The following is a 19,646-nucleotide window of genomic DNA, read 5'->3' as shown; positions in this document are numbered from 1 at the left end:
AACTCAATAGGCGTGATTCAGCTCGCGTTCCGACATGAAACGCAAGGGCTGCTGCAGCTTGTGTTGATAGATGAGATCGAAAGAGAGCACGTTCTGGACATAGTTGCGCGTCTCCCGATAGGGGATGCTCTCCACCCAGACATCCATCGGTTTGTTGTCGCTCTGCTCGCGCCAGCGCTTGACCCGGCCAGGACCCGCATTGTAAGCCGCCGCCGCCAGGATCCGGTTGCCGTCATACACATCCAGCAGGCGCTTGAGGTAGGCGCTGCCAAGACGAATGTTCATGGCCGGGTCGAACAGTTGCTGCTCGTTGCGATAGGGCACCCCAAGCTTGCCGGCCGTCTCTTTCGCGGTGGCAGGCATCAGCTGCATCAACCCCCTCGCCCCGACCGGTGACTGGGCCAGGGGATAGAGTGCGCTCTCCTGACGGGAGATGGCGTAGAGCAGACTGGTGTTCATGGTGCGCTCTTGTGCCATCTGGGAGAAGGTGCGCTTGAGGGGCAGCGGGAAGCGCAGGTCCAGCGCATCCCAGGCCTCGGCACGGATGCTGGAGAGGATCGCCAGCTCGTGCCAGCCCTGGTTGAGGGCGATGTGGCCAAACTCCAGGCGCTGGGCCACGCTGTTGCGATCCATGTTGTGGATCCACTCAGAGCGGGCCGCCGTGATCTCGTTCATCGCCAGCAGTTCACGCACCCGCAGCAGGAAGGGCCAGCGGCGGCTGGCACTTTGCCAGTCCGGCACCTTGTGCGCCACGCTCTGGTTCTTCATGCGATAGGGCACACCGGTGCGCTGGGCCGCCATGAAGCCGTAGAAGCCGCGCAGGTTTGCAGTCTCGAGATAGAGATCCCGCGCCGGTTTCTGCCGCCCCTGTTTCTCCAGCGAGCGCGCCATCCAGTAACGCCAGCGATCCTCTTTTTGCAGCCCCATGGGCATCCGCTTGACCCAGCCTTCGAGGCCGCGCCAATCCTGCTCCCAGATGGCAAGACGGGCCCGCAGCTCCACCAGCTCCGGATCCTTGAGCCGCACCAGAGCCGTATCCAGCCAGGCGCGCTGGTCAGAAGATCGGTCCAGCAACAGGCGGCGGGCGGCCGCCTTCTCCACCCGACTCACCTCGGCATGGTTCAGGCCGAAGCGACGGGTCATCTCCCCCAGCTGGCGCAGAACCGCGTCGGGCTCCTGGTTGGCATAGCGGGCCAGCCCCAGGGAGAGCAGATGCCGCGACGGGGGTGCCGCCGTGAAGTTGGCCGGATTCATCGCCCGCACGGGTTGGTCATACAGGGCGATCATCTGATCGCCATACCCCTTCATGCCGCTGCCGAGCTGGGCACCGAGATGGCGAATGAGGTTGGGGTTCTGGGCCTCGAAAGCCAGGTTCATGCGCTCCCAGATCTTCTCCTGGGTGCGCAGACCCGCTTGCTGCCAGAGCTGGAACAGGGGATCGCAGGCATCGGGCCTGGATTGGCCGCTCAACCAGAGCTTGCCTGCCTCCTGCAGGGCTTCACTTTTGTGCCCCGTGTAGTAGCGGGCCTGATAGTGCTGACAGAGCAGATCGGTGGAGCTTGGCTTGGCCGGATAGAAGCGCAGGAACTGGGACCACTGCTGGCTCTGGGCAAGATAGGTGAGATAGCTGCGCTCGAGCCGGTTGGACTGGGGGGTGTCCCCGTGCTGGCGGATGAAGCGGGTCACATCGTTGTAGTCTGCCGCCCCGGGACGGAACGCAAGCTGGTAGTAATCCAGATAGGGCAGCAGCGGATAGTGGATCAGGCGTGCCCGAAGCTGGCTGAATTTGACCTGATCATTGGCACGCACGGCCTCATGGGCCTGGCGATAGAGAGACTGCTCCATGGTCTGCGCGAAGGCAGGAGCCAACAGCCCCGGCATCCAGAGCGCAGACAAGATGATTCCCTGCACGACTTTCACGAATGGCATTCTCCCCTTGAAGGCATAACCACCGCCAAAGTGCGGTGGTGACATACCTTCATTCTACCCGCTAAGCACGGGGGCTACGCCACACTATTTTTATCGGTGCAGACGGGGCGATCACCGCGTACCTGGCGGCTGACATAGCGTTCAAGGTAGGGAACAGGGAGCGGCTTGGAGGCGAGGTATCCCTGGAAGAAATGGCAGCCCTGCGCCTGCAGAAACTCCAGCTGCTGGCGGGACTCCACCCCCTCCGCCGTCACGTTGAACCCCATGTGGCGGGCCATGGCGATCACGGCCTCGACGATGGCCATGTTGTCACCATCCTTCGGAATGTCCTGGATGAAAGAGCGGTCGATCTTGAGCTCGTCCGCCGGCAGCCGCTTGAGGTAGCTCAGGGAAGAGTACCCCGCCCCGAAGTCGTCGATGGCAAAGCTGATGCCCAGGGTCTTGAGTTCCGCCATCTTGCTGATGGTGTCTTCCGCATGACCCAGCACCACCGACTCGGTGATCTCCAGGTTGAGGCAGGCGGGATCCATGCCGGTGGCCGCCAGCACATCGTGAATGCGATCGACGAAGTCGGGAGCATGGAACTGTTTGGCGCTCACGTTGACCGAGAGCTGGGGGACGTGGATCCCGTTCTCCTCCCAGGAGACGTACTGGGTACAGGCTTCGTGCAATACCCAGTTGCCGATGTCGACAATGAGATCCGTCTCCTCGGCAATGGGGATGAACTCGGCAGGCGACACCAGGGCACGCCCGGGGGGTTGCCAGCGGATCAGCGCCTCGACACCGATGATCTCCCCCCCCGCCACCATGTGCTGGGGCTGGTAGTGGAGAGTCAGTTCCCCATTGTCGAGGGCACTGCGCAGCTCGTTGTGAATGTGCAGACGCCGGTCGGCCTGCAACTGCATGGAAGCATCGAAGAAGCGCCGGGTCTTGCGGCCCGCCGATTTCGCCTGATACATGGCGGTGTCAGCCTGCTTGAGCAGATCCCCCGCCTCCTGCTCCCGACCGGGAAAGAGGGTGATGCCGACACTGGCGCCGATGTGCAGCACCTGGCCTCTGAAATCATAGGGGGCAGCGATCTCACCGATGAGCCGCTCCGCGATGAGGTCGGCCTGCATCTCCGCCTGGGGCGGGCTGATGGAGAGCGCTGGCAGCAACAACACGAACTCGTCGCCGCCGAGACGGGCCAGACAATCCCCCTGGCGCACCAGCCGCTTGAGACGGCTGGCCACCTCCTTGAGCAGCCAGTCGCCGGTGGCGTGACCCAGGGAATCATTGATGGTCTTGAAATGGTCGAGATCGATGAACAGCAGGGCCCCGATGAGGTGACTGCGATTTGCATCGGTGAACGCCTGGGTCAGGGTTTCGTGCAGCTGACGGCGATTGGGCAGGCCGGTCAGCTCGTCATAGAAGGCGAGATCCTGAATGCGGCGCTCCGCCGCCTTGCGCTCGGAAATATCCTCGAAGAAGATGACATAGTGGCTGATCCCCCCCTTCTCATCCTGCACCGGCGTGACGATCTCCCACTGGGGATAGGCGTGACCGTCGGCGTGCAGGCGCAGGGTTTCCCCCTGCCAGCGATCCAGGGCGTTGAGCTCGTAACCCAGCCCTCCCAACCCCGACCAGAGATCATTGCCAAGATGCAAACCAATCACCCCCTGGTTGTCAAAGCCGGTGATCTGGCTGAAGGCGTAATTGACCCGCAGGATCTTGAACTCGGGATCCGTGATGATGATCCCTTCGTGAGTTTCAAAGGCCACCGCAGACAGCCGCATTAGGGCATCGCTTTGCAGACGCTCCAGCTCGGCCACCATGCGCACCGAGAAGATGGTCAGGACAGAGTCCAGATCCGTGGTCCGGGTCTGGCTCGGGAACAGCAGGGCGAGATGACCCAGGATCTGACCGTTGCGATCGAGCAGCGGCTGGGCGTAATAGTGCTGGCACGGGGGCAGGTCAGGATACCCGGTCAAGGGTTCACTCACGGGGACCGCGCAGGAGGACCCCTGGCGATAGAGCTGCTGGCAGGGCATGTCACAGAGGGCATACTCCTTGACGTCGATGCCGTGGCTCGCCAGCACTCTCAGCCTGTCGAGACCAACCCGCTCCGTCAGCCAGACGGCAGTGGCTCCCAGGATATGGGCCAGCTCGTTGACCAGGGTCTGGCAAAAATCGAGCCCCGTCTTGGCGGAGAGCGCCTGCGCCAGCTTGGCCAGCAAGGGGGCCTGCAACATGGGAAGCGGCGGTGTCACGCCTGCGGGGGAGTTGGCGCGATCCATCTCGCGATGCATCATTTCGAGGGGGGCAAGCCAGCCACAACAGAGCCCCTGTGCAGGCACATACTGACCGTACCAGAGCGCATGGTGTACCTTGCCGTCCTCATCGCGCAGGTGACCGATGAACTGGCCAGGCTGGCCGGAATCGTGGAGTCTTGCAAGAAAATCGGCGAAACCCGCTTCATCTTCCCGCTCAAGTTGGGTGGCCCAGGGGTGGGCTTCCTCCCCTGCCCAGGGTTCACAAGAGACATGATCAGACAGGCTCCATTGCCCATGCTGCCGATCATAAAACCACATCATCTGGGTGGCTTGCTGCTTCATCTACGACTCCAACCACTACAACCACGTTATCCACCCCGACTCCTGCAGAAAAGCATATCCGTTTGCGCGCATATCTCCACCGGCGCATGGCAATGATTTTGCGATGCGATGAGGCGATGTGGGTGGAGAAAATTCGAGACTATGCGGCAAAAACCAAACATCGGGTCGACACAAGGCGCTGCCGAGGGGGGACAGAAACGATCCTATTTGCTGATACTGCCTGCCTGTTTCACTGAGCTCAAGCGGTTTTTGGCATGAAACGGGAAAAGCTCACAATTTATGGACAGCGGGATTCCCAAGGGGACTTTTCGTGACGCAGATCACATTTTGATTTGGCAACATGGGTAATCTGGAGGTGAAGACACAAGCAAGACGACCCGAAGGGGGCCATTATGAAAATCGAAATGACCAGTAAAATCATCGACATCACCCCAGCCATCCGCGAGCGCATTGAATCCCGTTTTGAAAAGCTCGAGCGTCTTCAGGTGCCTCTTATCACACCCCATGTGATCATCTCCAAAGAGCGTTTGATGTATATCGTCGAAGCCACTATCGGCATTCCCAACGGCAAACTGTTTGCGCAGGCAGAGCACGAGGATCTCTATGCTGCCATCACGGACCTGGGCCAGAAGCTGGAACGCCAGCTCAACCGTCACACGGAAAAACCCATCGCCCGTCGTGCCGCCGGCAAGGAAGTGCCCCAACCGGACGAAGCAGACGCCTGACAAGGTTCACCACTCATAAAGCAAAAGGCGGGTTATCCCGCCTTTTTGCATTCTACCGTGCCGTCACCCCAGCCAGCGCAGCCTGGCATCCACCCCTTGCGCAAGCTCATCGAGCAGCGGCAGCATCATCAGCGGAGCCTCCTCCCTGGGGTCAGCGCCCATAGGGCGGGCCTGCCAGCGCTCGCGGCCCAGTGCCGAGAGGTTGTCATACACCGCGGGATCCAGCGCGGGCGTTCGGCTCACCAGTGGCGGGGAGCGCAGCGCCAGCCAGAGTCTCACATCCGTCATGCACCCGCCCTGTTGCAGACGTTCGTTGAGGCTGGTGGCATCGCTCTCTTCCACCCCGCCTTGCAGGGACGCCCGGGGCATCAGACCGAAACGAGAGCGCCAATCCATCTCACCCGACGCAGGCTTGGGCGGGGCATCAAACCAGGGCTGCTCTTCCACTGCATCAGTCAGCAGCGCCAGATGCAGCCTGAAGTCGGCACGGTCCCCCGCACGGAGATCCTGGTTGAGCCGTTGGCCCAACTGGGCCTCATCCACGAGCAAGCGGTCACGAATCGCACTGGGCAGCATGAGATAAATCTTGGAAATGAAGGTTTCATTGCTTATCGGCCATCAACCCGATCCTTTAAGCATTAAAAATCCCGGCAGAGGGGTTCACAAGCGCGACAGATCTGTTAGTATGCGCCTCGCACTTGGGGAGGGGTTCCCGAGCGGCCAAAGGGATCAGACTGTAAATCTGACGGCTCTGCCTTCGAAGGTTCGAATCCTTCTCCCTCCACCATTCAAGTGCGCACAATCAGGTCATGCCCCGTGGAGGGGTTCCCGAGCGGCCAAAGGGATCAGACTGTAAATCTGACGGCTCTGCCTTCGAAGGTTCGAATCCTTCTCCCTCCACCATCTTTCAGAAAGCCCGGCCTTGTGCCGGGTTTTCGCTTTTCTGCCTTCCACACATCCCCTTCTTCTCTACAAAAAAACGGGAGGCCAGGCCTCCCGTCAATATATGCACACTCTCACCCCGAACCTGCTGGCGACAGCTGTCATCAGCAGGTCGGGCAGGGGGGGATCAGCGTCCCCCCAGGCATCTGTCTTGTCATCCGCGCCCCTTACAGGGTGAAGCGATAGAAGATATCCACCGCCTGGGCCACCCCGCTCATGGCCTGCAGATAGAGCCTTGGCATCAGCTCGTAGCGCAGCTTGAATTCGGCGATGGGGCTGAACACCCCGACCCCGTACTGGAACTGCAAGCCGGGCAGCAGGTAGGCCGACAGGGTCACCTGGGTGTCATCGCCACTGCCTGCAGTATCGAGGGCCACGTCGCTCATGCCGAGGGACTCCCCGATGCTGGAGACCACGCCGCTCGCCTGGCTCACGGCCCCCGCCACCAGCAGGCCGTTGAAGCCGCCATCCTCGCCGCTGGTCTGCAATCCCTTGCCCCGCAACAGATAGGAGAGCTGTTCGGACTGCGCCATCTGCGGCTCGGAATAGACGGTGATCTTCGGCTTGGCGGCCGGCCCCGTCACCCGCACCCCGACGGTCACGTTGTCCTCGATGGTGTCCGGATCCCGATAGGTCTCGATGTTGAGATAGGGCTGATCGATGGGGCCGGAGAAGAGGATCCGCCCCTCCTTGATGATGAGGTTCTGGCCATAGGCCTTGAAGCGCCCGTCCCTGAGCTCCAGTTGCCCGTTGCCCGAGAGCGGCTTGGAGGGATCCTGGCGAATGTTGAGGGCCCCTCCCACCTTGGTCTTGAGTCCCATGGCTTCAAGGCGGACGTCGTCCCCGAGCCGGATGGCGAGCCTGATCTCCATGGGCAGCGGTGCCGCCTTGGGGACCGGCGGCAGATCGTCGTAGATGACGGTGACATCATCGGAGACCGCTACCGCGCTGTCTGGCAGGCTCTTGACCAGGATGCGCGACCAGGGGATGTCCACCTGCCCGGTCACCCTGGTCTCCTCCCCGAGAGAGATGGCGATGTCAGGTGTCACCCTGACCCGGCCCATGCCAGGGTACTGGGCTTCCAACTCCTTGCCCTGAATAGTGAGGCTGCCAGTCACCGGCTGCTGGGCCCAGCTCAGCCAGCCCCCCAGCACCAGGGGGCCCTTGCCCACCATCATGGAGCCGTCGAGTTCGGCCCGGTTGCCTTCTATCTTGAGGCGGGTCACCAGCTTGGAGAGGGTCACCATGTCGGAGTGGGTCTGAACCTCCCCCTCCTTCAGGTTCAGCTCGCCATACAGCAGGGGGGCAGCCAGGGTACCGTCGAAGCGGGCATCCGCCGAGATGACCCCTTGCAGGGAGCGCACTTCGGGAATGAGGGGCGCAAAGGTCGCAAGCTTCAGATCGTCAAACCTGAGTTGACCGCCGAGGTTGCCGCGTCCGGCGGGATCCCGGATCAGCAGATCGGTGTCGATGTTGCCGATCTGCTCGGAGGCGAAATCGACCCGGATGGCGGCCTGCTGGCGCTCGAAGTCGATCCCGAGCTCTAGGCGCTGGTAGTCGGTCTTGAGTTCGTCGGCGACGAAGGTCCCAGGCGTGGTGCGCACGGTGGCGTGCAGGGTCGGCTGGTTGCCGCGCCAGCTGGCGCGCCCGTCAGCCGACAGCACCGCCTGCCAGCGGAAATTGTCCGGCAACCAGGGGCGCAGCCGCTTGAGATCAAATTCGTTCAGTGCAAATTCCAGATTGCCCTGGGACTGGGCTATCCGGCTCCCCTTGACGCAGAGACTGGCCTTCTGGGACGCGAGGCAGAGATCCCCCATGGTCAACTGCTGCTTCGGCAGATCCAGGTCCAGAGACCAGGGGGCGGCCAGCGCCCAGCGCTTGAGGGGGGTCTTGAGCTTCAGCTCGGCAAGGGCGCCACGCCAGTGGTCACCGCGCAGGCTGCCATTCAGGCTGAGGTCTGCCGCCAGGGGATCCCCCTTCATGGTCAAGGTGAGCCCGTGGCGCTCGAGATCGCCGCTCAGGTTCAGGGCGATTTGCGAGAGCTTGGTCTCCCCCTGCGCCAGGCTCGCCACCGTCACCGCCACCTCACCGGCGGGCTTCTCCCCGACCAGGGCGTTGGCCTTGATGACGGTCTCCTTGAGGACGGTGCCCGCGTAGGCGAGTCGGCCCGACACCAGATCGGCATTCACGCGCGGCGCCTGCTGGTTGCCGGTGACGCGCACCTGGCCCTTGATGTCCCCTCCCAGACCCGGGTAGATACCCCCAAGCTTGGGCGCATCCAGATCCGCATCCAGCTTCCAGGCCTGGGTCGTGAGCGAGCCTTTGGCCTGCAGCCGGTTGGGGCCGCTTTGCAGCGCCAGGGCCGGGATGGTCCATTCCATCTTGTCGTTGCCGCTGAGCCTGCCCTGCAAGGCCAGAGGATACTGGTTGAGCTTGCCATCCACCTTGAGCTCGGGCAGGGCCAGCTGCCAGTGGCCCGCCTCATCCAGATCGAAGCGGCTGGTGATCTTGCCCGCCAGTGCCCCCTTGATCTCGGGCACCAGCTCCGCCGGGTTGATCCCCTTGAATTCGGTCGTCCCCTGCCACTGGACCCCCTTGCTCCAGGCCAGCTTGCCGTCGAGCTTGAGCTCCCCCTTGAGGGCCCCCAGCAGCAGCTCGATGCGGCTCAGCTGGTTGAGATCCCCCTTGCCCGAGAGCGCCACCTTGAAGGGGGGCACATCGGTCCCCTTGCCGGCGGTGTTGAGCGCAAACTGGTAACCAGAGAGCTTGCCCTTGGCGCTCAGGGTGCCCTTGTCCAGCCGATAGCTGGGCTCATCCTTGGCGGGCTTGTGCAGGGGCCAGGAGAGGCTCTTCCAGTCCAGCGCCAGATCGAAGGGCAGATCCGGGTCGAGGGCCGCGAGGGATCCTTTGAGATTGGCGCCCACCGGCCCCTTGGCCTTGAGTGCCAGCCCAAGCTTGCCCACAGAACCGTCCAGGACGAGATTGACCTGCTCCCCCTTGAGCTCCCCATCCAGCAGCCCTTGACGCGCCTTGGCATCCAGAGTCAGGGCGAGGGGGTAATCCTCGTGCAGGCGCACCTGACCACTCAAGGCCAGATCCGCCATGGCATGGCGCAAGGAGAGCTCCCGGATGTCGATGCGCTCCTCCTCGGCGGTGGCCGACAGCAACAGGTTGTCTAGCCCCTCCACCAGCTCACCTTGCTGATAACGGAACGCCGTGGCTTTCAGCCCCTCCAACTGGATGGGGAAAGGCAGGCGCACCGCCGGCAGCACCATGGGCTCGGGCTTGTTTGCGGCCTGCGTCTTGTCACCGGGGGCAGCCTTGCGCTCGCCGGCCGCCAGGGTGGCGCTTTTCTCATCCGCCGGTTTGGCGCCCTTGTCACTGGCCGCCTCCACCGGGGTCGGTGCCACCACCACGTTCAGGCCATCGAGCACGGGGCCGCGCACGATGAGCCCGGCGCGATCCAGGGCGGCGCCAATGTCCAGATCCTTGAGGGTGATCGTCACGCCGGGCACCGCCACATCGAGATCGGCAACCTTGAGGCTGTCGACCTGGATTTTGAGCGGCAACGGATGCCAGACGAAGGGCTCCGACGGCTCTTCCGGTACCGGCTCGGACTCCACCACCCGGACAACGGGGCGAGTCACCGCCAGAGACTTGATCCAGAGCTTGCCCTGCAGGAGCTTGCCCAGATCCCAGTCCAGCACGGCCCGCTCCACGGTGACATCCACCAGCTCGTCCTGCCAGCCAACCCCTTCGAAGGTCCAGCCATACCCGAGTTGCCCCGCCACCAGCTCCCCCTTGAGGGAGGGCAGCGCGGCTCTGGCCTGTTGCCACAGCCACTTGTTGCCCTGATGGGTGAAGCCCAGCAGGCTGACGCCGATGAGCAGCAGGAAGAAGAGGCCCATGAGCCACAAGAAAATGCGTTTTACCCAGATCACGATGCAGACCCCTGCAAGGAAAGCAGCCGCAGCGGCCAGAAAAGAGAAAGAAGAGGATATGCGCCTGGTTGCCGGGTCATAGTTCCGGCCCCAGCGCGAAGTGCAGCCGCAGCGGCTTGTCCTCCTCGGAGATGCCCACCGCCAGATCGAGCCTGACCTGACCGATGGGGGTGACCCAGCGCACCCCGACCCCGGTGCCTATCTTCCAGGCCTCGCTGTAGTCGACGGTGGCGGTCCCGGCGTCCACGAACAGGGCGCCGAGCCACTTCTCGCTGAAGCGGTAGTTGTACTCCAGGCTGCCGACGCTGGCGTAGCGTCCGCCGGTCAGCTTGCCATCGTCCCCCCGTGGCGAAATGGTCTCGTAACCGTAGCCCCGGACCGTCTGATCACCGCCGGTGAAGAAGCGCAGGGAGGGGGGGACCAGGGAGAAATCATCCCCGACGATGGCCCCCTGTTCGGCCCGCATCAGGAAACGGTGATCTTCGCCCAGGGTGCGCAGCCACTTGCTGCGCCCCCACACCCGCATGAAGCTGATGTCGGACCCCCAGTAGGGGCTCGAGAACTCCATCGTCAGTTGCTGGCGATCCCCCCAATCCGGCACCAGACCGCCGCGCACCCGCAGCCGTGACCAGGAGACGCCGGGGATCAGCAGCAGGCTGTTCCCCTCGTCCTGACCCTGGACGTAGCGCTCGTTCTCCAGGCGCACAAAGACGTCTCTGTCCCAGCTGTCCGGTCGGCGTGTCCAGCGGTGCACCCCGAAGGTGGCCAGATCGGAGCGGGTGTCGTTGTTGTCGGTGTATTGATAGCCCGCCTGCAGGGAGTAGTAATCCCGCAGCGGGTTGCCCACCGGGATCTGGTAGTCGAAGCTGAGCTCCGCTTCCGGCGCCGAGATCTTGGCGGTGCTGGAGAGGCGGTGACCATAGCGGTTCACCCAGGGTTTCTCCCAGGTGGCACTCAGGCGCGGCCCCACGTCCGTGGCATAACCGATACCGGTCTCAATCTCGTGATCGACCCGGTTGGAGAGGGTCACCTGCACCGGCACCCGGTTGCCCTCGGCCTGGCTGATCAGGGGTTTGATGTCCACCTGCTTGAACAGCTTGGTGGAGGAGACATCCTGGGACATCTCCGCCAGACGGATCGCCAGATAGGGGTCGCCGCTCTTGATATTGATGAGCGGGCGAATAAGGTGCAGCGCCTCCGGCGTCGCGTCATAGCGGATCTCGCCGAAATGGTAGCGCGGGCCAGAGCGAAACAGGATGTAGATCTCCGCCTTGCCCTGTTCCGGGAAAACCTTGACCTGGCTCTTGCTGATCTTGGCGTCAAAATAGCCGCGGGCCAGCCCCAGACTACCGAGATCCGCCTTGATGGATTCATATTTGCCGTGGTTGAGGGGATCTCCCTCCTTCAGGGGCAGCTTGTCCAGCAGCTCGCTGTACACCTCGTCGCTCCCCGCATCCCCTTCCAGCAGGATGTCGAGGCGCGAGATGATCACGGGTTCCCCCCGCTCAATCTCGATCACCACCTTGGCGGGCGTCTTCTTGTCGCGATTCAGGGTGATCTTGGGCTGGTAGTAGCCATAGACCTGCAGCGCCTTCTGTACGCTCTCGGTGATCTTGGCGCGGGCGGGGCGGTACTGGCGTTCCTGGTAGACGGGCAGGGCGTTGAGGTAGGCCTCGACGTTGTCTTTCTGCTCTCCCCTGACCCCCTTGATCTGGTAGGTCAACTTGGCCGCCATGGCGGGCATCGCCATCAGCCAGAGAGCGAGGGCGAACAGCAAGAGACCGGGCCCGGGGCGACGGGATCGCCCGGATGAAGTGCTCCCGGTGAGAAAAGTAGGATAGCATCCTGTCAAACGTCAGTTTCCCCGAATAACATGATTTAAAGATTGTGTTATTTAGTACGATACCGAGACTCATCCCGGGCGAGTGCCGCTCATCCTAGCATAATCGCGACGGCGAAATCCCACGCTCGGGGCCCCTTTGCGTGCCGCTCTGCCGCCCCCGGTGCGGGGATCGCTTCGGCCCAGCAAGGAGCCAGCCGGGTGTGAGGAGCCAAACTGCGCACAATCCGGGCAAGGGGCGAACAAAACGCCACCACCGACCCCGCCACGCCGGATCTCCCCTGGCGGCCTTGGGCTGGCAGCAGGGTCCGGCTCGTCGCGACAACCCTTGTCGGACAGCCCGCATCCGGCGGGTTTCGTCAACCCGTCCCCCTCGACTTGCTCCGTGCCCTCTTCCCCACCCTGCCTGCTATTGAACAGGAAAATAAGTTTAAATCAATCACTTGAATAGATGGCACTAAAGCTTCGTTCAATTCAATCGATTTATCCCGCTGCCCCTGCGCTCCTGCCTGTCCCACACTGATCCCAATCATCGCAGGAGAGACCCCATGCACCTACGTAGCGAACAACTGGCTGACTACATCGCCGACCGACTCGAGTTCATCACCTTCCTGGCCTGCTGCAGCGCCCTGCTGGCCCTGCTGACCGGCATGAACGGTCAGCAGACCCTCGCCTTCACCGCGCTCAATCTGCCCTTTGGCCTGGCCCTGCTGCTGGGCATGGCCCTGCTCGCCCCCCTGCCTGTCCACTGGCGCCTGCCCGGGATAGTCCTGCTGCTGGTGAGCGCAGCCCTGGCCACCCTGCAGATGGGGGGCAACTGGCTCAACCCCCTGGCCATCTGGAGCCTCTATGCCCTGCTGGGGCTTGAGATCCTCTGGCAATCCCGGGCCAGGGTCCCCCTGGCCACCGGCCCCCGGAGCCGGGTCTCGCGCCCGAGGGGCTGACGCGGAGGCGCAATTGCAGTAATCTTGCGCCCCCTTTCCCCTCGCCGAGGAGCATTCCGATGAAAAAAGCCTGTGCCCAGCACATCCTGGTCAAGACCGAGAAACAGTGTCTGGAGATCAAGGAGAAGCTCGCCAAGGGCGCCGACTTCAGCCAGATGGCCAAGCGTTTCTCAACCTGCCCTTCCGGCAAGCGTGGCGGCGATCTGGGGGAGTTCTCCAAGGGGGACATGGTCAAGTCCTTCGATGATGCCGTGTTCAAGGGGGAGCTGCTGACCGTGCTGGGGCCGGTGCGTACCAAGTTCGGCTTCCACCTCATCAAGGTGCTCTATCGCAACTGATCCAGGGCGACGAGGCCATCGGCTCTCCGAGGCGCAGGCCTGGGATTGATGATCATTTACTAACGTTATCAGGCAATTAAGTTTATCCTTCTGGGCATAGTTCCATCCTGACCCGTGGATCCCTCATATGCACAGCTCTTTGTGGTGGCCGCTGCTGACCTGGCTATTGCCCCTTTGCGGGGCCCTTGGCAGCCGCGCCCATCTCTGGCCCTGGTGGCTCGGCTTCATCCTCTGTCTCGCCAGCGCTCTCCTCAGCCTCGTGCTGCTGCTGCGCCTGCCCTGGCGTTATCGCCGCACCACCAACCTCTGGCCGGATATCTGGGGCATTGCTCCCCTGCTGTTGCCCCTGCTGTTTCTCGTCCAGGCGCTGCGCTCCCCCCTCACCAACGACGTCAGCACGGATCCCTACCATCCGCCACGGCTCCAGTGGGCCGAGCAGCTCAGAAGCCCGGAGGATCTCCCGATCTCCCCCCCGCCCCTGCAACTATTTCCCGGCAACCCCGGTCCTCTCTATACCCGGGCATCCCCGGTCGAAGTGCTCGCGGAAGCCGAGGAACTGATGACGGAGCTGGGCTGGCAGGTTCATCCGGGCAGCGAGGGTATCGATGCCGTCGTCACCACCGGCTGGTTCGGGTTTCAGGATGACGTGGCCCTGCGGGTCTTTACCGGGCCCAAAGAGACCCGTATCGACATGCGCTCCGCCTCGCGCCAGGGGCGCAGCGATCTGGGGGTCAACCGGGCACGGATCATCGATTTCCTGAATCGGTTGAACGAGCGCCTGGGCGGGGCCTACAAGCCCAAGATGGAGAAGCTCAAAGAGGAACAAGATGCGCATTGAGGTCAAACCGGACCGGGCCTACGCCTGGTTCATCCGCCCCTTCTTCTGGCTGCAGAAACGCAACTACGGTCAGGTGCTGATCCCGGGCAAGTGCTGGGGGCGCTCCCCCAGGCTGTTCGCCGCGGTCGCCACCCTCTACGGCGTCATCAACCGCAAGCGCTCCCCCATCGACCCCGTGCTGCGCTCCCTGGTGACGGTGCGGGTCTCCCAGCTCAACTGGTGTCGTTTCTGTGTCGACATCAACGCCATGACCCTCGTCAAGCGGGCAGGCTCCAGCGACAAGGTGGAGGCGCTGGCCCGGTGGCGCGACAGCCCCTTGTTCGACGAGCGGGAGCGGGCCGTGCTGGACTATGCCGAGGCCATGACCGGGCTGGATGGCGTGAGCGACGAGCAGGCCGCCCGCCTCAAGCCCTGGTTCGATGACGACGCCCTGGTGGAGCTCACCGGCCTCATCGCCTTCCAGAACATGTCCGCCAAGTTCAATGCCGCTCTCGACATCGCTCCCCAGGGGTTCTGCCAGTTGCCGGTGCAACCCGAGCGCCCCCTCGACAAGGGACAGGGATGAACCGGGCACGCCTGCTGCTGTTGCTGGCGATGGGGGCCCTGGTCGGCACCTTCTTTGCCCTCGACCTTGACCACTATCTGAGCCTCACCCAGTTGCAGGCACACCAGGCGCGCCTGACCCTTTGGGTCGACCGCCATGTTGTCGCAGCCAGCCTGCTGTTTCTGGTGATCTATGTGCTCACCACCGCCCTCTCCCTGCCGGGGGCTGCCCTGCTCACCCTGGCGGGCAGCGCCGTCTTCGGCATCCTGTGGGGGCTCTTGCTGGTCTCCTTTGCCAGCTCCATAGGCGCCACCCTGGCCTTTCTCAGCGCCCGCTTCCTGCTGCGGGACTGGGTCGAGACGCGCTTTGGCGACAAGCTGGCGAGCGTTCAGGCCGGCATGCAAAAAGAGGGGGCCTTCTATCTGCTGAGCCTGCGCCTCATCCCCCTCTTCCCCTTCTTTCTGGTCAACCTGGTGATGGGGCTCACCCCCATCAGAGTCAGTACCTACTACTGGGTCAGCCAGCTCGGCATGCTGCCGGGCACCCTCGTCTACGTGCTGGCGGGGAGCGAGCTGGCTACCCTCACCAGCACAGGCAACCTCTTCTCCCCCGGCCTGCTGGCCGCCCTGACCCTGCTCGGCCTGATGCCCTGGCTGATGCGTGCCTTGCAGCGCCGTCTCGCCCTCTACCGGTTGCACGCCCCCTACCGCAAGCCGGCGCGCTTTGACTACAACCTGCTGGTGATAGGCGCCGGCGCCGGAGGTCTGGTCACCAGCTACATCGCCGCCGCGGTGAAAGCCAGAGTGGCCCTCATCGAGCAGCACAGGATGGGGGGGGATTGCCTCCATACCGGCTGCGTCCCCTCCAAGGCGCTGATCCGAAGCGCCCGCTTCGCCATTGAACAGCGCAAGGCCACAGAGCTTGGTTTTACCCCGAGCCAGAGCTGCGCCGACTTCGCCGCCGTGATGGCGCGGGTCGCCCGGGTCATCGAGGAGGTCGAACCCCACGACTCGGTGGCGCGCTATGAAGGACTCGGGGTGGAGTGCATCCAGGGGCGGGCGCGGGTCACCTCCCCCTGGGAGGTGGAGGTCAACGGCAAGCGCCTGACCAGCCGTCATATCGTGATCGCCACCGGCGCCCGCCCCCGGGTGCCCGCACTGCCGGGGCTGGACAGGGTTCCCTACCTCACCTCCGACACCCTCTGGCAGCGACTGCGTGAGCCCCCCCGCCATCTGCTGGTGCTGGGAGGGGGCCCCATCGGCTGCGAGCTGGCCCAGAGCCTGGCCCTGCTCGGTATCCCCGTCACCCTGGTGGAGCAAGGCCCTCAGCTGCTGCCCCGGGAAGATAGGGACGTCGCCGGGGCCCTGGCCGCGCAGCTGGAGCACGACGGCATCACCCTGCACCTCGGCTGGCAGGCTACCTCGGCCGGGTATATGGACGGTAAAGGCACCAACCTGCCCATCCGGCTGCACCTGCGCCGGGGGGACGAGACGCTGGTGGTTGAGGGGGACCAGCTGCTGCTGGCCCTTGGCCGGGAGGCCAACGTGAGCGGTTTCGGGCTGGAGGCGCTGGGGGTTGAACTGGCCCCCGGCGGCACCCTGGCCATCGACGGCTTCCTCGCCACCAACTACCCCAGCATCCTGGCGGTGGGAGACGTTGCCGGCCCCTACCAGTTCACCCATTTTGCCGCCCATCAGGCCTGGTATGCCGCCATCAACGCCCTCTTTGGCCAGTTCAGGCGCTTTCGGGCAGACTACAGGGTCATGCCGGCGGCCACCTATACCAGTCCGGAGATAGCCCGGGTCGGCCTCAACCAGAAAGAGGCTCGGGCCCGAGGCATCCCCTTCGAGTCGACCCGCTTCGAGATGGCCGAGCTGGACAGAGCCATCGCCGACGGCGAGTCAGGGGGCTTTGTCGAGGTGCTGACGGTGCCGGGCCGTGACAGGATACTCGGGGCCACCATAGTGGGTGCTCACGCCGGCGAGCGGATCGCCGAGTTTGCCCTCGCCATGCGCCACCGCCTGGGACTTGGCAAGATCCTCGCCACCGTTCACCCCTACCCCACCCTGATGGAGGGGAACAAGTACGTGGCTGGCGCCTGGCGCCGTGCCCGCCAGCCCGGGCGCCTGCTGGCGCTGCTGGCCCGTTATCACCGCTGGCGCCGCGGCGCCTGACTCTGACGAGGCAACCATCATGTTCACGACCCGACTTCGCGCCCTGCTCCGTCCCCTGATGGCCGCTGTCCCCCTGCTGCTGGCCTCCCCGCTCCACGCCAATGACGCATCGTGGCAGCAGACCCTGCTGGCCGCCAGGGGGCAGACAGTCTACTTCAACGCCTGGGGGGGCAGCCCCGAGATCAACGCCTACCTGGTGTGGGCCAGGCAGGAGATCGCTCGCCAGTACCAGGTCGAGCTGGTGCAGGTGAAGGTGGATGACATCGCCCAGAGCGTGAGCCAGTTACTGGCCGGCAAGCAGGCTGGCAAGACGTCTAACGGCCCCATCGACCTGCTCTGGGTCAACGGCGAGAACTTCAAGGCGCTCAAGGAGCAGGGGCTGATGGGGGCCCCCTTTACCGACGAGCTGCCCAACATGGCCCTGGTGGACACCGCCCTGCCGGTGAGTGAAGACTTCACCGTGCCGGTCGAGGGGCTCGAGGCCCCCTGGGGCATAGGCCAGCTCAATCTGATGGTGGATGGCGACCAGGTAGACGCACCTCCCACCTCGGCGGCCGCCCTGCTTGCCTGGGCCAAGGCTCACCCCGGCCGCTTCACCTACCCCAAGCCTCCCCAGTTTCACGGCTCTAGCTTTCTCAAGCAGATCCTTCTGGAGCTGACACCGGATCCGGCGCCCCTCTATCGGGAGGCGACCGATGCCGACTTCCTTCGCATCACTGCCCCTCTCTGGGCCTGGCTCGACCAGCTTCACCCCGCGCTCTGGCGAAAGGGCAGGCTCTTCCCCACCGGCGCCGCCGAAACCAGGCAGTTGCTCGATGACGGCGAGCTGGCCATGGCCATCAGCTTCAACCCGGGGGAAGCCCAGAGTTCGGTGCAAAACGGCACCCTGCCCCCCACCGTCCAGGCCATCGCCATGGAAAAAGGGGCGCTCACCAACAGCCATTTCCTCGCCATCCCCTTCAATGCCTCCGCCCGGGCCGGGGCCAAGGTGGTGGTCAACTTCCTGCTGAGCCCCGCCGCCCAGGCGCGCAAGAGCGACCCAGCCTTCTGGGGGGATCCCAGCGTGCTGCGCCAGGAAGCGCTGCCAGGCCAGACCCGTCCGGCATTGCGCTTCAAGGGAGTGGCAGAGCCCCACCCCAGCTGGCAGACGCGGCTGGAAGCGGCCTGGGCCGAGCGCTACGGCCACTGATCCATCATGCAGGTGCGCGCCCCTCTTCTCCTCCTGCTGCCCTTTTTGATGCTGGGAATCCCGCTCGCCGGGGGCCTGCTGTTGCTGGTCATCGAGGGGCTCGCCCCCGCCAATCTATCCCTCTTGCTCCCCCAGCCCGGACTCTGGCACTCCGCAGGGTTGAGTCTCTGGGTGGCGGGGGCCTCCACCCTGGGGACCCTCGGCGCCACCGCCCTGCTGCTCGCCCAGGGGGACGGGCGTCCCTGGATGCGCTGGCTGCGCCGCCTGCTCTCCCCCCTGCTGGCGCTTCCCCACGTCGCCTTTGCCATCGGCATCGCCTTTCTGATCGCTCCCTCCGGCTGGCTGCTGCGCCTCGTCGCCCCCCTGCTTGACCTCACCCATCAACCCCCGGACTGGCAAACCCTCAAGGATCCCTGGGGGCTTGGCCTCATCGTGGTGCTCATCCTCAAGGAGACCCCCTTCCTGCTGCTGATGGCGCTGGCGGCACTGGATCCCGCCAAGGTGGCGCGCCAGCAGTGGCTGGGGGCCAGCCTCGGCTTCAGCGCCCCCCGGATCTGGTGGCGCCTGCTGCTGCCCGCCCTCTGGCCCGCCCTGCGACTACCCCTCTACGCGGTGGCCGCCTATGGTCTGGCGGTGGTGGATCTCGCCCTGCTGCTGGGGCCGGATGCCCCGCCGCCCCTGGCGGTGCGACTCTGGCTCTGGTATCAGGATGCCGACCCCGCCTGGCGCGGCGCCAGTGCCAGCGGCGCCCTCTTGCTGCTCGCCATCAACCTGCTGTTGCTTGGCGCCCTCAGGCTGCTGGAGCGGGCCCACCTCACCCTCGGCAAGGCACGCTGGCTGGATGGGCGACGCGCCCCCGCCTCGCCCTGGCCCGCACTCATTGCCCGCATCGGCGTGTGGGGGCTGCTCCTGACCAATCTGCTGGTGCTCGCCGCCCTGCTGCTCTGGTCCCTGACCCGGCGCTGGTCCTTTCCCGCCCTCTGGCCGAGCGAATGGAGCAGCCACCACTGGCTGGCCCTGCTGCCGAGCCTGGGCCCGCTGCTGTGGCAGAGTCTGTGGCTGGCCCTGCTCTGCGCCGCGCTCTCCCTGCTGCTGGCGGTGCTCTGCCTCGAGGCGTTGCCTGCGCGCCGCGCCACACGCACCCTCTGGCTTGTCTGCCTGCCTCTGCTGCTGCCCCAGGCCAGCCTGCTGTTTGGATTGCGCCTTCAGACCGACGGGCTGGGATTCACTGGCATAGGCCCAGGCTGGGTACTCTGGAGCCAGTTGATCTTCGTCTTTCCATACGTCTATCTCTGCCTGCACGGCCCCTATCGCCAGTTCGACGAGCGCCTCACCCGGGTGGCCCTCACGCTCGGGGCCAGCCCCTGGGGGGCCTGGTGGCGAGTCAAGGGCCCCCTGCTCGCCCGTCCCCTGTTGTTCGCCTTCGGTGTCGGGGCGGCGGTGAGCCTGGCCCAATACCTGCCGACCCTGCTGTTCGGGGGCGGGCGGGTCATCACCATCACCACGGAGGCGGTGGCCATCGGCAGCGGCCTCAACCGGCGGCTGGCGGGGCTCTACGGCCTGCTGCAACTCCTGCTGCCCCTTTTCATCTATGCCCTGGCGCTCTGGCTGCCGCGGCGCATCAACCCCGCCCTGAGGCCCTGACCCG

At 64.5% G+C, this 19,646-nt stretch carries 13 protein-coding genes and 2 tRNA genes; 10 read left to right on the top strand and 5 right to left on the bottom strand.

Translation table 11 applies throughout. The annotated features are described in order from the left end of the window. Nucleotides 1–3: 3 nt before the first annotated feature. On the bottom strand, nucleotides 4–1,920 hold the full coding sequence (locus AB5Y53_RS18010) for a transglycosylase SLT domain-containing protein (protein WP_219597001.1): 1,917 nt from the start codon (nucleotides 1,918–1,920) through the stop codon (nucleotides 4–6). An 83-nt stretch (nucleotides 1,921–2,003) separates the two neighbouring features. Further along, nucleotides 2,004–4,523, bottom strand: a complete 2,520-nt coding sequence (locus tag AB5Y53_RS18005; protein WP_368182757.1) for a putative bifunctional diguanylate cyclase/phosphodiesterase — start codon at nucleotides 4,521–4,523, stop codon at nucleotides 2,004–2,006. A gap of 392 nt (nucleotides 4,524–4,915) precedes the next feature. Here AB5Y53_RS18005 and raiA point away from each other — a divergent pair, with 392 nt between their 5' ends. Further along, nucleotides 4,916–5,248 (top strand): ribosome-associated translation inhibitor RaiA, encoded by a 333-nt coding sequence (gene raiA, locus AB5Y53_RS18000; RefSeq protein WP_010674126.1) that lies wholly within the window; start codon nucleotides 4,916–4,918, stop codon nucleotides 5,246–5,248. A gap of 63 nt (nucleotides 5,249–5,311) precedes the next feature. Here the strand turns inward: raiA and AB5Y53_RS17995 are convergent, their stop codons facing one another. Beyond that, complete coding sequence (locus tag AB5Y53_RS17995; RefSeq protein WP_039038826.1) at nucleotides 5,312–5,824, bottom strand: VC2046/SO_2500 family protein; 513 nt, start codon at nucleotides 5,822–5,824, stop codon at nucleotides 5,312–5,314. 126 nt (nucleotides 5,825–5,950) lie between these two features. Between AB5Y53_RS17995 and AB5Y53_RS17990 the strand changes: the two genes are divergently transcribed. Both AB5Y53_RS17990 and AB5Y53_RS17985 read left to right on the top strand, forming a co-directional pair. After that, a tRNA-Tyr gene (locus AB5Y53_RS17990) sits at nucleotides 5,951–6,035 on the top strand. 31 nt (nucleotides 6,036–6,066) lie between these two features. Beyond that, nucleotides 6,067–6,151, top strand: a tRNA-Tyr gene (locus AB5Y53_RS17985). A 206-nt stretch (nucleotides 6,152–6,357) separates the two neighbouring features. On the opposite strand, the gene AB5Y53_RS17980 is transcribed toward AB5Y53_RS17985, so the two are convergent. After that, nucleotides 6,358–10,131, bottom strand: coding sequence for a translocation/assembly module TamB domain-containing protein (locus AB5Y53_RS17980; protein WP_368182755.1), 3,774 nt, complete (start codon nucleotides 10,129–10,131; stop codon nucleotides 6,358–6,360). A 76-nt stretch (nucleotides 10,132–10,207) separates the two neighbouring features. After that, on the bottom strand, nucleotides 10,208–11,983 hold the full coding sequence (locus AB5Y53_RS17975) for an autotransporter assembly complex family protein (protein WP_368182754.1): 1,776 nt from the start codon (nucleotides 11,981–11,983) through the stop codon (nucleotides 10,208–10,210). Nucleotides 11,984–12,519: 536 nt separating this feature from the next. On the opposite strand from AB5Y53_RS17975, the gene AB5Y53_RS17970 reads away from it, so the two are divergent. From AB5Y53_RS17970 to AB5Y53_RS17940, 7 genes are all read left to right on the top strand, one after another. Continuing rightward, the gene (locus AB5Y53_RS17970; protein WP_368182753.1) at nucleotides 12,520–12,915 is read left to right on the top strand and encodes a hypothetical protein; all 396 of its coding nucleotides are present in this window, start codon (nucleotides 12,520–12,522) and stop codon (nucleotides 12,913–12,915) included. 59 nt (nucleotides 12,916–12,974) lie between these two features. Beyond that, the gene (locus AB5Y53_RS17965) at nucleotides 12,975–13,253 is read left to right on the top strand and encodes a peptidylprolyl isomerase (protein ID WP_039039827.1); all 279 of its coding nucleotides are present in this window, start codon (nucleotides 12,975–12,977) and stop codon (nucleotides 13,251–13,253) included. A 127-nt stretch (nucleotides 13,254–13,380) separates the two neighbouring features. Beyond that, entirely contained in the window at nucleotides 13,381–14,091 is a 711-nt protein-coding gene (locus AB5Y53_RS17960; RefSeq protein ID WP_368182751.1) for a DUF1499 domain-containing protein, read from the top strand. After that, the gene (locus tag AB5Y53_RS17955) at nucleotides 14,081–14,656 is read left to right on the top strand and encodes a carboxymuconolactone decarboxylase family protein (protein WP_039039829.1); all 576 of its coding nucleotides are present in this window, start codon (nucleotides 14,081–14,083) and stop codon (nucleotides 14,654–14,656) included. The genes AB5Y53_RS17960 and AB5Y53_RS17955 overlap by 11 nt, the downstream gene beginning before the upstream one ends. Then, a complete protein-coding gene (locus AB5Y53_RS17950) occupies nucleotides 14,653–16,809 on the top strand; it encodes an FAD-dependent oxidoreductase (RefSeq protein WP_368182749.1) in 2,157 nt (718 codons plus the stop codon). The genes AB5Y53_RS17955 and AB5Y53_RS17950 overlap by 4 nt, the downstream gene beginning before the upstream one ends. A 58-nt stretch (nucleotides 16,810–16,867) precedes the next feature. Next, entirely contained in the window at nucleotides 16,868–17,998 is a 1,131-nt protein-coding gene (locus tag AB5Y53_RS17945) for an ABC transporter substrate-binding protein (protein ID WP_368182897.1), read from the top strand. A 6-nt stretch (nucleotides 17,999–18,004) separates the two neighbouring features. After that, nucleotides 18,005–19,642, top strand: a complete 1,638-nt coding sequence (locus AB5Y53_RS17940) for an ABC transporter permease (RefSeq protein ID WP_368182747.1) — start codon at nucleotides 18,005–18,007, stop codon at nucleotides 19,640–19,642. The last annotated feature ends 4 nt before the right edge of the window (nucleotides 19,643–19,646 follow it).

Origin of the sequence: Aeromonas sp. R7-5 (assembly GCF_040908015.1) — a bacterium.
Lineage (GTDB): Bacteria > Pseudomonadota > Gammaproteobacteria > Enterobacterales > Aeromonadaceae > Aeromonas > Aeromonas caviae.
Note: the sequence above shows the minus strand (reverse complement) of the source record. Positions and strands in the feature narration are given on the sequence as shown.